The sequence below is a fragment of the Allobosea sp. GW822-FHT03F07 genome (assembly GCF_058801345.1).
Genome location: NZ_JBXAND010000011.1, coordinates 1 through 13,087 on the forward strand (window position 1 = coordinate 1; position 13,087 = coordinate 13,087).

Genomic DNA, 13,087 nt, shown 5'->3' on the forward strand with positions numbered 1-13,087 from the left:
GCTTCTGCATCTGCTCGTCGGCCTGCTCGATCTGCAGACGCGCCGAGAAATCACCCGCTGCCGCAGCAGACACGACCTCGCCGACATCCGTCACGACAGCCTCCATCGACTGCGCCCGGGCGAGGCGAGCGGCCGCAGCGGCACGCTCCTGCTCTTCGAGCGCGCGAACGCGCTGGATATTGGCCTGGAAGTCGCCCAGCGCATGGCTGATCGCGTCGATCTCGACCATGCCGACCTTGGCCGGGATCCTGGCATCGTCGGCGCCCGACAGCATCAGCCCGACCGAATTTGCGAGCTGCCCGAGCGGCCGGACCACGCCGCGATGGAACAGCATGACGATGCCGACGACAGTGCCCGTGACGACGAGGATGGCCAGCAGCGAGAGCGCCAGCCGCCAGCCGGCGGCCGACAGGTCCGAGTCGATCTCGGCCTTCGCCTGCTCGAAGGCGGCGTCGCGCATCTGCAGGATCGTCGCCAGCGACTTCTGCGTCCAGGCGCGCCAGTCGGCGAGGCTCATCCCGGCCGGCTTGCCGTCGCGGGCCGCCTCGTACATCGCGCCATAGGTCCTGGCCTCCTCGTCGCGGAAGCCGGTCTTGACGGTGTCCAGGGCGGCCTTGAGCTGCGGCGTGGCCACCATCTGTGCCAGCGCCTGGTCGATCAGCAGCCAGAGCTGCTCGATGCGCCCGCTGAAACGGTCGACCTGCGAAACCGCCACGGGCGTCAGCTTGGTTCCGCTGCCGACATATTGGGTGAAATGCACGGACCGGCTGCCGGCGGCCTCGCGCATCGTGGTCGCGAGTTCGCCCAGCGAGACGGTGTTGCTGACCTCGGGGTTGAGATCGCCGATGCGGGCGCCGATGGCGCGCTGCAGATTGGATTGCTGGTTGAGGAGTTCGAGAACCGAGGCGCTGAAGGCCTGAGCCGCCTTCGGGTCGCGCTGCTCGAGCGGCTTGGCGCCCTCTGCGACGGCGAGCTTGCGCGCATCCGCCAGGCGCTGGGCGAGCTGGTTCACCGGGCCGGCCAGTTCGGGGCGCTTGGCGAAGGCCGTCGCCGCGAAGCTCTCCTGCATCTGCGTGACGCGGGCATCGGTGTCGCGCGCGGCCTGGGTGGCGGCGGCACCGATCTTGCCATCGGGATCGGCGGCGAGGACGACCTGCGTGATGGCGCCGCGCTCGATCGCGGCGCGCTCGATGACGCGGCTGACGGCCTCCGAGGTCGCGACGAGGCTGCGGGCTTCGCGGGCGGTCGAAAGCGACTGCATCTGAGTGTAGGCGACATAGCCGCTGGCGAGGATCGCAGCGCCGCCGGCGGCGATCGTGCAGATCAGAAAATGCGTGACGCGCATGGCATCATGTCCCTCACGGCCGCCGCCTAAAATCCGGCATGCAAGCCATGCCGCACACCGGGCGGCGGGACCGTGTAGATGCTGGAGCGTTGTCGGCGAGATATAGCGAGGCGCCGTTAACGCGACCTTTCAACCCGCGTGCAAGCCCTGTGAAATTACAGGTTGAACACCCTGTGCGGCACGAATTCGCCTTGCTCGATACTGCCGGTGGCGATCAGGATACCGCCTGAGGTTGCATAGACGGCCTGGCTCTCCACCGGCGCGTCGCGGCCGCGCAGGAGCACGCTCTGGCCGCGCTTCAGCCGCAGCGCCGCGTCGCGATGGACCGGCAGCTCGGGGATCAGCGAAAGCGCTGCCTTGACCGGCAACAGGGCGGCCGAGGCGCTCTCGGGGCTCTCGCGCAAGGTCTCGACGCTGACCGCGTCTTCGATGGCGAAGGGGCCGACGCGGGTGCGCCGGAGATGGGCGACATGGCCGAGGCAGCCGAGCGCGATGCCAAGATCGCGCGCGATCGCCCGGACATAGGTGCCCTTGCCGCATTCGGCCTCGAAGGTCGTGGTGGCGCCGTCATGCGAGACGATCCGCAGCGCGTCGATCTCGACGGGGCGCGCTTCGAGAACGACCTCCTCGCCCTCGCGCGCGAGATCATAGGCGCGCTCGCCGGCGATCTTGATGGCCGAGAACTTCGGCGGCACCTGGCTGATCGTGCCGGTGAAGCGCGGCAGCAACGCCGCGATCGCGGCTTCCTCGGGGCGGGCGTCCGAGGTCGCGATGACCTTGCCCTCGGTGTCGTCCGTATCGGTCTGCGTGCCCCAGGCGGCCGTGAACTGATAGGCCTTGCGGCCGTCCATCACGAAGGGAACCGTCTTGGTCGCTTCGCCGAGCGCGATCGGCAGCAGGCCGGAAGCGAGCGGATCGAGCGTGCCGGCATGGCCGGCCTTCTTCGCCGAAAAGGCGCGCTTGACCACCGCCACGGCATGGGTCGAGGTCATGCCGACCGGCTTGTCGAGCACCACCCAGCCATGGATGTCGCGCTTCTTCGGCCGTGGCGCGAAGCTCTGCCCCTGCGGCTCGATCGTCTCCGGGGAGGTCGGTTCAGTCATCGTCCTGGTCGTCCGGCTGGATCCGCAGCGGCTGCTTCAGGATGTCCTGGCGCACCTTGTCGGAATAGAGGATGGCGTCGACGCGCTCGGCCTCGGCGAAGCTCTCATCCTGGAGGAAGCGGATGTCGGGCGCGAATTTCAGGTTCACGCGATGGGCGATCTCGCCGCGGATATAGCGCTTGTGGTCGTTCAGCGCCTTCAGCACGGGTTTCACGTCGCCGCCGCCGAGCGGCATGATGAAACAGGTCGCGAGCTTCAGATCCGATGACAGCCTGACCTCAGGGACGGTGATGACATGCTTCGCCAGCACCTCGTCATGGATGTCGCCGCGCGCCAGCATTTCGGCGAGCGCGTGCCGGACGACCTCGCCGATGCGCAACTGCCGCTGCGACGGGCCGGATGGTTTGGACGGTTTGGCCATGGTTCTCGTTCTCCGGGATCGGACCGGATCAAACGTCACGGTCGGGCATGGCCCGACCATCGCTCGCAGGATGAGGCGCCTTGGACAGCGCTCTGTTCACGACGGGATGGCCGGGTCGAGCCCGGCCATGACGCGCTCGTTTGTGAAAGCGACCGCCTTACAGCGTGCGCTTGATCTCCTCGACGCGATAGCACTCGATCACGTCGCCCTGGCGCATGTCCTGGTAGTTCTCGAAGGACATGCCGCACTCCTGGCCCGCCACCACTTCCTTGGCGTCGTCCTTGAAGCGCTTGAGCTGAGCGAGCTTGCCCTCGTGGACCACAACGCCGTCGCGGATCAGGCGGACATTGGCGCCGCGCTCGATCGTGCCGTCGGTGACGCGGCAGCCGGCGATCTTGCCGACCTTCGAGACGGCGAAGATCTCGAGGATCTGGGCGTTGCCGAGCATGGTTTCGCGCAGCGTCGGCGCCAGCAGGCCCGACATCGCCGCCTTCACATCATCCATCAGGTTGTAGATGATGTTGTAGTAGCGGATTTCGACGCCGGCCCGTTCGGCCGCCTCGCGCGCTTCCTTATGGGCGCGCACGTTGAAGCCGATCACGGCCGCGCCCGAAGCCTGGGCGAGCGTGATGTCGGACTCGGTGATCGCGCCGACGCCCGACTGCAGGACGCGGGCCCGGACCTCGTCGTTGCCGACCTTCTCGAGCGATCCGACGATGGCCTCGACGGAGCCCTGCACGTCGCCCTTGATGACGAGCGGGAACTCCTTGCGCCCGGCGCCTTCCTTGAGCTCGCGCATCATCTCGGCGAGCGAACGGCCGGCTCCGGAGGCGGCACCACGCGCGGCGAGCCGGTCGCGGCGCTGGCGTTCCCGGTAATCGGTGATCTCGCGGGCGCGTGCTTCGGATTCGACCACCGCGACGCGATCGCCGGCCTCCGGCGTGCCGTTGAAGCCGAGAACCTCGACCGGCATGGAGGGCGGCGCCTCCTTGATCTGCGCACCGGTGTCGCCGATCAGCGCACGCACGCGGCCCCATTCGGCGCCCGCCACGACGATGTCGCCGGTGCGCAGCGTGCCGCGCTGGACGAGCACGGTCGCGACCGGGCCGCGGCCGCGATCGAGCTTGGCCTCGATCACGGTGCCTTCGGCAGGGCGTTCGGGATTGGCCTTCAGGTCGAGCAATTCGGCCTGCAGCGCGATCGCCTCGAGCAGCTTGTCGAGGTTCTGGCGGGTCTTGGCCGAGACTTCGATTTCCAGCGTCTCGCCGCCGAGCGATTCGACCTGAATCTCGTATTGCAGCAGCTCGGAGCGCACCCGGTCCGGATTCGCGTCGGACTTGTCGATCTTGTTGATCGCCACGATCAGCGGCACGTTGGCCGCCTTGGCGTGATTGATGGCCTCGACCGTCTGCGGCATGACGCCGTCATCGGCCGCGACGACCAGCACCACGACGTCCGTCACCTTGGCGCCGCGGGCGCGCATCGCCGTGAAGGCGGCGTGGCCCGGCGTGTCGATGAAGGTCACCTTGGCGCCCGAGGGCGTCGTCACCTGATAGGCGCCGATATGCTGGGTGATGCCGCCGGCCTCGCCCGAGACCACATGGGTCTGGCGGATCGCGTCGAGCAGCGAGGTCTTGCCGTGGTCGACATGGCCCATGATGGTCACGACCGCCGGACGCGGCAGCAGCGTCTCATCGGTATCGGGCGTGTCGAACAGGCCTTCTTCGACGTCCGATTCCGCGACGCGCTTAACCGTATGACCCATTTCCTCGGCCACGAGCTGGGCGGTGTCGGCGTCGATCACGTCGGTGATCTTGTGCATCGCGCCCTGCTTCATCAGCAGGCGGATGACGTCGACGCCTCGCTCCGTCATGCGGTTGGCGAGTTCCTGGATGGTGATCGTTTCTGGGATGATCACCTCGCGCATCACGCGTTCCTTGGCGACGTCCGAGGCGCGGTGCCCGGTCATGCGCTGTACGCGGCGGCGGAAGGCTGCGACCGAACGCGTGCGCTCGTCGTCACCGCCGGTAGCGGTCGACAGCGTCAGGCGGCCGCGCGGCTTCTCGCCGACCTTGGGAGTCTTGGGAGCCGGAACCGGCGCGCCGCGCGGCGGGCCGCCGGCGCCGCCACCGGGACGGCGGAAAGCGGGACGTGCCTCGCCATCGTCAGGCCGGCTGCGCGGCGTGGCTGCGGAAGGTGCCTGACGCGTCGGGCGGCTGATCGCGGGCTCGGCCGGAGCCGTGGCATCGACCGGACGCGGCGGACGCGGCGTATCCAGGCGCGGCGGACGCGAGTCCAGCCGCGGCGGACGGGCGCCGACATCGCGCATCGGGGTGCGCGGCGCGAAATCCGGACGCGGGCCCGAAGGCGCGGGGCGCGGAGACTGGGTATAGGCGGGAGCCGGCGCCGATGCCGGGGCGGCACCGCTCTCGGGCTGCTGCGAGGCGGGCGTGAATTCGCGCGGCGGCTGCGGCGGGCGCGGGGCCTGCGGCTCGTCCATGCGCTGTCGCGCGGCGCTCTCGGCGCGGCGCTTGCGGTCTTCTTCCTGGCGGCGGCGTTCTTCTTCCTCGCGCTGGCGGACAGCTGCGGCCTCGCGCTCCTGCCGCTCACGTTCGGCGGCAAGCGCACGCTGGCGCGCCTCGTCTTCGGCGATGCGGCGGGCCTCGGCCTCGCTGCTGCGGGCATCGGCAAGGGCGCGCTGACGGGCGTCCTTCTCATCCTCGGAGAGCGTGCGCAGCAGCATGCCGGAGGCGGGCCGGGAAGGAGATGCCGGAGCGGGTGGAGCCGGGCGCGGCGCTGCCTGCTGAACCTGCGGCGCCGGGGCGCGAGGCGCCGGCTGCTGAGCGGCTTCGGGCCCGGCGACGCGCCGCTTGACCTCGACGACGACCTGCTTGGAGCGCCCATGCGAGAAGCTCTGCCGGACAGTGCTCTGCTCGACAGGACGCTTCAACGTCAGGGTCTTCGGGGGGCTGACGGTCAAAGTCTTGTCGCCCGGGGTCTTGGTATCGCTCATTCTGTGCTCGGTCCTGCCGCGTTCGGTCCAGCCGGTTCGGTCGTTCGTTGGTCTACGGAATCATCGTCTGCGGAGCCGGCATTCGTCGGCTCCTCCGGGTGGATTGCGCCGGCATCGCCCATCCGGTAGCGGACGAGCCGACGCCAGCGGGAGAGGAAACCCTCGGCCGCCGGTCCCGGAGCAAGCGCCGCATGTATCACATGTGCGCGCCCCAACGCCAATTCCAAATCTGCGCCCGCGAAAATTGCCACGATAGGCACTCTTCGCGGCTTCAGGCCCGCCTCTTCGCGAGCGATCTCCGCTCGCCGCAGCGCCTGTCCGATCTTGCGGCGGCCATCTTCGGCGCCATCGCTCGCCTCGATCACCGCCGCGCAACGCCCCGAACCGATCACCGCCTCGACCTTGGCGAAACCGGCCTGGACAAGGCCCGCCTTGTTCGCCATGGCGAGCGCCTGCTGGGTGTCCTTCAGCATCAAGGCATCGATCATCGCAGCCAAATCAGGCGGTACGACGACCTTGGCCTTGAGCGAACGCTCGAAGGCCCGGCGCTTGACCGCTTCGGCCACAATCGTGGCGCTGAGGCTCGCCCAGACGCCGCGTCCCGGCAGCTTGCGCCGTAGATCCGGCACGAGAACCCCGTCGGGACCGACGACGAAGCGGATCAGGTCGTCGGGGGACTTCACTGCCCTCGTGACGACGCAGCCCCGTTCCGGACCATCCTTGCGATCCAGACGCGTCTCGCGCGCACTGCGCGCCGCTGCCGTTTTCATCGTCGGCGCCTGGCTCAGGCCTCCGCCGTCTCGCCGTCGGCGGCAGCCTCGGTCTCTTCAGCCTCTTCGACGGGAGCCTCGATCCAGCCGGCATGGACGCGCGCGGCCATGATGATCGCCTCCGCATCCTGCCGCGACAGGTCGAAACCGTCGAGATAGCCCGCATGGCGCGTGGTCTCGCCATCCTTGCGCTCGGTCCAGCCGACGAGATCGTCCGTGGCGCAGCCGGCGAGATCCTCGACGGTCTTCACGTCGTTCTCGCCCAACGCGACCATCATGGAGGTGGTGATGCCGGCGACCTCGCGCAAGGCGTCCTCGACGCCGAGCGCGCGGCGCTTCTCGTCGAACTCGGCCTCGACGGCGGCAAGGTAATCCTGCGCGCGCGACTGGATCTCGGCGCCGGTGTCCTCGTCGAAGCCCTCGATCGAGGCCAGCTCGGAGGGATCGACATAAGCGACCTCTTCGACCGTGCGGAAGCCTTCCGAGGCCAGAAGCTGGCCGACGGTTTCGTCGACGTTCAGCGCGTTCATGAAGATCTCGGTGCGGGCCAGGAACTCCTTCTGGCGGCGCTCGGATTCCTCGGCCTCGGTCAGGATGTCGATATCCCAGCCGGTGAGCTGCGAGGCGAGGCGCACATTCTGGCCGCGCCGGCCGATGGCGAGCGAGAGCTGCTCGTCCGGCACCACGACTTCGATCTTGTCGGCCTCCTCGTCGAGCACGACCTTGGCGACTTCCGCCGGCTGCAGCGCGTTGACGACGAAGGTCGCGATATCAGGCGACCACGGGATGATGTCGATCTTTTCGCCCTGCAGCTCGCCGACGACGGCCTGCACGCGCGAACCCCTCATGCCGACGCAGGCGCCGACCGGGTCGATCGAGGAATCGCGGCTGATCACGGCGATCTTGGCGCGCGAGCCGGGGTCGCGTGCAACAGCTTTGACTTCGACGATCCCGTCATAGATCTCCGGCACTTCCTGGCCGAACAGCTTCGACATGAACTGCGGATGCGTGCGCGACAGGAAGATCTGCGGGCCGCGCGGCTCGCGGCGCACGTCATAGACATAGGCGCGGGCGCGGTCACCGACCTTGAAGGTCTCGCGCGGGATCATCTCGTCGCGGCGGATGATCGCTTCCCCACGGCCGAGATCGACGAAGACGTTGCCGTATTCGACGCGCTTGACCGCGCCGTTGACGATCTCGCCGATGCGGTCCTTGTACTCGTCATACTGGCGATCACGCTCCGCCTCGCGCACCTTCTGCACGATGACCTGCTTGGCCGACTGGGCGGCGATACGGCCGAAATCGAAAGGCGGCAGCGGATCGGCGATGACGTCGCCGACCTGGGCGGCCGGGTTGTGGCGCTTGGCTTCGTCGACGGTGATCTCGACGGCGCCGTTCTCGACCTGGTCGACGACCTGGAGATGCCGGGCCAGCCGCAGTTCGCCGGTCTTGGTGTTGATCTCGGCATGGACATCCGTCTCGATGCCGTAGCGCGATCGCGCCGCCTTGGCGATCGCGTCCTGCATCGCGTCGACGACGATCTGCCGGTCGATGGATTTCTCGCGGGCGACCGCGTCCGCGATCTGCAGCAGTTCGAGCCTGTTGGCGCTGACGACCATGACGCTCACTCCTCTTCCGTCGTTGTTTCGTGCGGAGCGGGTCCGCGGTTTTCGTTGGGGGCGCGCTTCTTGTCGGGGCGCGGCCCGAGAGACTTGCCCCGGCCCTTCTTCGGAGCGGCGATCTCGTCCGCTGCCGGCATCTCGGGCGGCAGGCCTGCCTTGCCGCGGCGCAGTGATTCGGTGACGAGCGCGTCGGTCAGGACGAGGCGTGCGTCAGCGATCATGTTCATCGGGATCGCGACGTCGCGCTCTTCCTCGGTCTTCGCATCGTCGCGCGAGAGCAGGGCAGTCTCGCCCTCGACGCCGCGCAGGATGCCGCGAAAGCGCTTGCGCCCGTTGACGGGGGCCTCGGTGTCGATCTTGGCGAGGTGGCCGGCCCAGCGCGCGAAATCGCCTGCGCGCACCAGCGGCCGGTCGATGCCCGGAGACGAAACCTCGAGATGATAGGCGGCCTGGATCGGATCATCGACGTCGAGCGCCGGCGAGACGGCCTGGCTGACCTCTTCGCAACCCTCAACATTCATCGTGCCGTCCGGCCGCTCAGCCATGATCTGGACCGTGCAGCCGTTCTGGCCGGTTACGCGCACGCGCACCAGCCGGTAGCCGAGATCCACGATCGCGGGCTCGATGATCGCGGCCACGCGCGCCGCGACGCCGCTTTCGACGACGATGCGCCTGTCGTTGTCCTGGTCCGTCGCTGTCGGCTCGTTCATGTCCGGGCTGCCCGCCTTTACGCCGGATGGGGTCCCGCCCCGGCCGGGCTGCAGCCAATAAAAAAGAGCGGGCCTTCCGGCCCGCTCTTGATCATCGGCTGATACCGAAACCAGAGCTGTTGGCTGCTATTTAGTCCGCATCGGCGGCTCATGCAAGCGTCCTGGGCCACCCTGACCAAGGTGGAGCTTTTCGCCGGCCGCTAACCGGCTGGTCATCCTTCTGCGTCATCGTGCGGTGCTGCGCGTTGTTTGGGGTTGAGGGTATGAGTTCTGTCAGTACGCTGTTGCGCGATCTCGAGACGACGATGTTGCGCGGCTCGACCGACGATCGCACCCAGATTCTGTCGCGCCTGACCGACCTCTTCCTGAGCACGGCCTCGGTCATGGATGAAGACCAGGTCGGCATTTTCGACGTCGTGATCGGCCGGCTTTCGCGCGCGATCGAGCTGCGGGCCCGCATCGAGCTGTCGGAGAAGCTTGCGCCGGTTCCGAATGCGCCGAGCGGCGTCGTGCGTCAACTTGCGCTCGATGAGATCGCGGTCGCGCGCCCTGTCCTGATCGGGTCGAAGCGTCTCAGTGACCAGGACCTCGTCGCGATCTCGGCCGCCAAGGGGCGCGATCACATGCTCGCCATCACCGAGCGTCCCGATCTCGGCGAGCCCGTCACCGATTTCCTGATCCTGCGCGGCGGCCGCGTCGTGACCCACGCCATCGCGGCCAATCACACGGCCCGCTTCTCCCGCCACGGCATGGGGGTGCTCGTCATGCGCGCCGTCCAGGACGACGCGCTCCAGACCGCTCTCGGCGCCCGGCAGGACATCCCCGCCGAGCTCGCCGATCAGCTCATGGTCGCCGCCAAGAATTCCGCCCGCCGTCGCCTGACGGCGAGCCTCGAGCCGTCGCTGGCCGGAGTCGTCGCCGGCGCGGTCGAGCGCGGCGCGCAGGCGGTTGCCGCGGAGGCGCGGGTCGAAGGTGACCTCGGCGCGGTCAATGAGGCGCTGGTCGAGATCAACCGGCTTCACGAGACGGGCCAGCTCGACGAGAGCACGGTTGCCCGCTTCGCCGCGGACGGCGCGACCGAGCATGCCATCTGTGCGGTCGCGATCCTGGCCCAGCTCGGGCTGCCGGCCACGGAGCAGATCATCCTGGGTGCCGATCGCGACGCCGTCTTGCTGGTCGCGCGCGGCCTGGGCTGGTCGTGGGAGACCGCCGCTGCCCTCATCAGCCTGCGCAAGGACTTCGGCAAGTCGGCGCCGGCGGTCGAGCGTGCCCGCCAGCATTTCCGCAATCTCGCCCAGCCGACCGCTCAGCGCGTTCTCGGATTCCTCAGGATGCGCGACGCACAGCAGTGAGGTAGCTCGGGACCCGGCCCGCCTTGACCGCCTTGGCCTCGTAGCGCGTCCGGATCCAGCCAGGATAGGGCTGGCGCCAGTCATCCGCGCGTTCGTCCATCCAATCGAAATCGTTCGAGCGCGCCAGCCTGGCGAGCGTCCAGCCGATATAGTCGTCGATGTCGCTGGCGAAGCGGAAGCGGCCGCCAGCGCGCAGGGCGCGGGCAAACAGTGCGAGCGTCCGGTCGGAGACGAAACGACGCTTGCGCTGGCGCCGCTTAGGCCAGGGATCGGGATAGAGCAGGTCGATCGCATCGAGCGAACCGGCCGGCAGACGCGGCAGCATCAGCGCCGCATCCCCGTCCCAGATCCGGATATTGGTCAGGCCCTCGCGCTCGATCGCCGCGAGGAACTTCGCCATGCCGTTGATGAAGGGCTCGACGCCGATGAAGCCGATCTGCGGGCTCTCGCGCATCCGCATGAGCAGGTGCTCGCCGCCGCCGAAGCCGATCTCCAGCCGCACGGCGCTCACCGGCTGCGGGAACAGCGCGCCGAGATCGGCGATCTCCCCCTCGGGCAGCCGCAGCCTGGGCAGCACGTTGTCGATCATCGCGCTCTGGCCCTCGCGCAGGGCCTTGCCCTTGCGCCGGCCGAAGAAGGCGCGGTCGGGATCGTAGTCGTTCGTCATTCCGGATCGTTCTCGACTTGGCCTTTGGCAGAAAACGCGCGGTCATCCCGGACAAGACGCGAAGCGGCGCCGATCCGGGATTCATGCCGGAACCCTGCTCGCTAAGGCTCAGGGATGGATCCCGGGTCTTCGCTGCGCTGCGCCCGGGATGACGGCGCGATGACGATGTTCTGTAGCAAAAGAAAAAGGCCGGAGCGATTGGCTCCGGCCCTATGAGCTGCCCAGAGCGCAAAGCTCAGGCGGCGACCGCCTTCTTCAGCGAGTCGACCAGATCGGTCTTCTCCCAGGAGAAGCTGCCGTCGCGGCCGGCCTTGCGGCCGAAATGGCCATAGGCGGCCGACTTGGCGTAGATCGGCTTGTTGAGGCTGAGATGGGTACGGATGCCGCGCGGCGTCAGGTCCATCACCTCGCCGAGAACCTTCTCGAGCTTGGCCTCGTCGACCTTGCCTGTGCCGTGCAGGTCGACATAGATCGACAGCGGCTTGGCGACGCCGATGGCGTAGGAAAGCTGGATCGTGCAGCGATCGGCGAGCTTCGCAGCCACGACGTTCTTGGCGAGATAGCGCGCCGCATAGGCCGCCGAGCGATCGACTTTGGTCGGGTCCTTGCCGGAGAACGCGCCGCCGCCATGCGGGGCCGCACCGCCGTAGGTATCGACGATGATCTTGCGGCCGGTCAGGCCGGCGTCGCCATCGGGGCCGCCGATCACGAACTTGCCGGTCGGATTGACGTGCCAGACGGTTTCCTTGGAAATCCAGCCTTCCGGCAGCGTCGCGCGGATATAGGGCTCGACGATCTTGCGGACGTCGGCCGAGGTCAGGCCCTCATCGGTGTGCTGGGTCGAGAGCACGATCTGGGTCACGCCGACCGGCTTGCCGTTCTCGTATTTGACGGTGACCTGGCTCTTGGCGTCGGGGCCGAGCTTGGCAGCGCCGCCCTCCTTGGCATGACGGGCCTTGGCGAGCACTTCGAGGATCTTGTGGGCGTAGTAGATCGGCGCCGGCATCAGCTCGGGCGTCTCGCGGCAGGCATAGCCGAACATGATGCCCTGGTCGCCGGCGCCTTCATCCTTGTTGCCGGCGGCGTCGACGCCCTGGGCGATGTCGGCCGACTGGGCGTGCAGCAGCACGTCGATCTTGCACTTCTTCCAGTGGAAGCCGTCCTGCTCGTAGCCGATCGCCTTGATCGCCTTGCGCGCGGCCGACTTGACCTTGCTCTTCATCGCCTTTTCGTCGAGCGAGGTGCGAACCTCGCCGGCGATGACGACGCGATTGGTCGTCGCCAGCGTCTCGCAGGCGACACGCACCTGCGCGGCGTCCATGCCGGCCTTGGCGGCTTCCTTGAAGAACAGGTCCACGACTTCGTCCGAGATGCGGTCGCAGATTTTGTCGGGATGGCCTTCACCGACGGATTCGCTGGTGAACAGGTAATTCTGGCGTGACACGGTCAGGCAACCCTTTTGCAGGGGTGAGACGGGTGACCGGCTCGGAGAAGGGGCCGATCGACGAAAACGGCCATCCTCTTTGCAGCGGATACGTTCGCCGTCAAGCACGCTAATCCGTTTATCGGGAGTTTCGTTCGTCAGGACGAACAAGTGTTGCGCAAAATCACGCGTTTCCGGCGTCTTCCTCGGCGAGGGCTTCGACGAGGTCGATGATCCGGCGTCTGACCTTGCCGTTCTTGATGCGCACGAAGGCCTTTGTCAGCTGGACGCCTTCACTGCTCGACATGAAGTCGGAGACATAGGCGCTGGAGGCGGAGTCGGAGAAGCCGCCAGTCGGCATGTCGCCGGTCGGGGCGCCCTCGAAGAAGAACGACACGGGCACGTCGAGCATCTTGGCGATCTGCTGCAGCCGGCTCGCGCTGATGCGGTTCGAGCCCTTCTCGTATTTCTGCACCTGCTGGAAGGTCAGTCCGAGCGCATCGCCGAGCTTCTCCTGGCTCACGCCCGCGAGCATGCGGCGCATGCGCACGCGGCTGCCGACATGGCGGTCGATCGGGTTCGGAACTTTCTTCAGCATGGACGACAGCCTTGGCTCCATAATGCCGCCCGGATGCATTATCGTCCAAGGCGGCATAGTCAA

The 13,087-nt window shown here is 67.8% G+C and carries 11 protein-coding genes; 1 reads left to right on the forward strand and 10 read right to left on the reverse strand.

Translation table 11 applies throughout. The annotated features are described in order from the left end of the window. From AC1RMY_RS23025 to rimP, 7 genes are all read right to left on the reverse strand, one after another. Positions 1-1,345: hypothetical protein (locus tag AC1RMY_RS23025; RefSeq protein ID WP_492868532.1), on the reverse strand; the 1,345-nt coding region annotated here is incomplete at its 3' end. Positions 1,346-1,500: 155 nt separating this feature from the next. Continuing rightward, entirely contained in the window at positions 1,501-2,448 is a 948-nt protein-coding gene (truB, locus tag AC1RMY_RS23030; RefSeq protein WP_492868534.1) for a tRNA pseudouridine(55) synthase TruB, read from the reverse strand. Beyond that, complete coding sequence (rbfA, locus tag AC1RMY_RS23035; protein ID WP_492868535.1) at positions 2,441-2,869, reverse strand: 30S ribosome-binding factor RbfA; 429 nt, start codon at positions 2,867-2,869, stop codon at positions 2,441-2,443. Before rbfA ends, truB begins: the two co-directional genes overlap by 8 nt. 157 nt (positions 2,870-3,026) lie before the next feature. Next, entirely contained in the window at positions 3,027-5,882 is a 2,856-nt protein-coding gene (gene infB, locus AC1RMY_RS23040; protein WP_492868537.1) for a translation initiation factor IF-2, read from the reverse strand. Further along, a complete protein-coding gene (locus AC1RMY_RS23045) occupies positions 5,879-6,652 on the reverse strand; it encodes an RNA-binding protein (protein ID WP_492868539.1) in 774 nt (257 codons plus the stop codon). The genes infB and AC1RMY_RS23045 overlap by 4 nt, the downstream gene beginning before the upstream one ends. Before the next feature lie 14 nt (positions 6,653-6,666). Further along, positions 6,667-8,271: a transcription termination factor NusA gene (gene nusA, locus AC1RMY_RS23050; protein ID WP_492868541.1), complete on the reverse strand. Its 1,605-nt coding sequence runs from the start codon at positions 8,269-8,271 to the stop codon at positions 6,667-6,669. A 5-nt stretch (positions 8,272-8,276) separates the two neighbouring features. Next, complete coding sequence (rimP, locus tag AC1RMY_RS23055) at positions 8,277-8,984, reverse strand: ribosome maturation factor RimP (protein WP_492868542.1); 708 nt, start codon at positions 8,982-8,984, stop codon at positions 8,277-8,279. Between the two features lie 263 nt (positions 8,985-9,247). On the opposite strand from rimP, the gene AC1RMY_RS23060 reads away from it, so the two are divergent. Beyond that, positions 9,248-10,336, forward strand: a complete 1,089-nt coding sequence (locus AC1RMY_RS23060) for a DUF2336 domain-containing protein (RefSeq protein WP_492868544.1) — start codon at positions 9,248-9,250, stop codon at positions 10,334-10,336. Here AC1RMY_RS23060 and trmB read toward each other — a convergent pair. From trmB to AC1RMY_RS23075, 3 genes are all read right to left on the reverse strand, one after another. Beyond that, the gene (trmB, locus tag AC1RMY_RS23065; RefSeq protein ID WP_492868545.1) at positions 10,311-11,003 is read right to left on the reverse strand and encodes a tRNA (guanine(46)-N(7))-methyltransferase TrmB; all 693 of its coding nucleotides are present in this window, start codon (positions 11,001-11,003) and stop codon (positions 10,311-10,313) included. The two genes, AC1RMY_RS23060 and trmB, sit on opposite strands and share 26 nt — an antisense overlap. A gap of 235 nt (positions 11,004-11,238) precedes the next feature. Further along, positions 11,239-12,447, reverse strand: coding sequence for a methionine adenosyltransferase (metK, locus tag AC1RMY_RS23070; RefSeq protein WP_492868547.1), 1,209 nt, complete (start codon positions 12,445-12,447; stop codon positions 11,239-11,241). 163 nt (positions 12,448-12,610) lie between these two features. Then, positions 12,611-13,024, reverse strand: coding sequence for a helix-turn-helix domain-containing protein (locus AC1RMY_RS23075; protein WP_492868549.1), 414 nt, complete (start codon positions 13,022-13,024; stop codon positions 12,611-12,613). Positions 13,025-13,087: the final 63 nt, after the last annotated feature.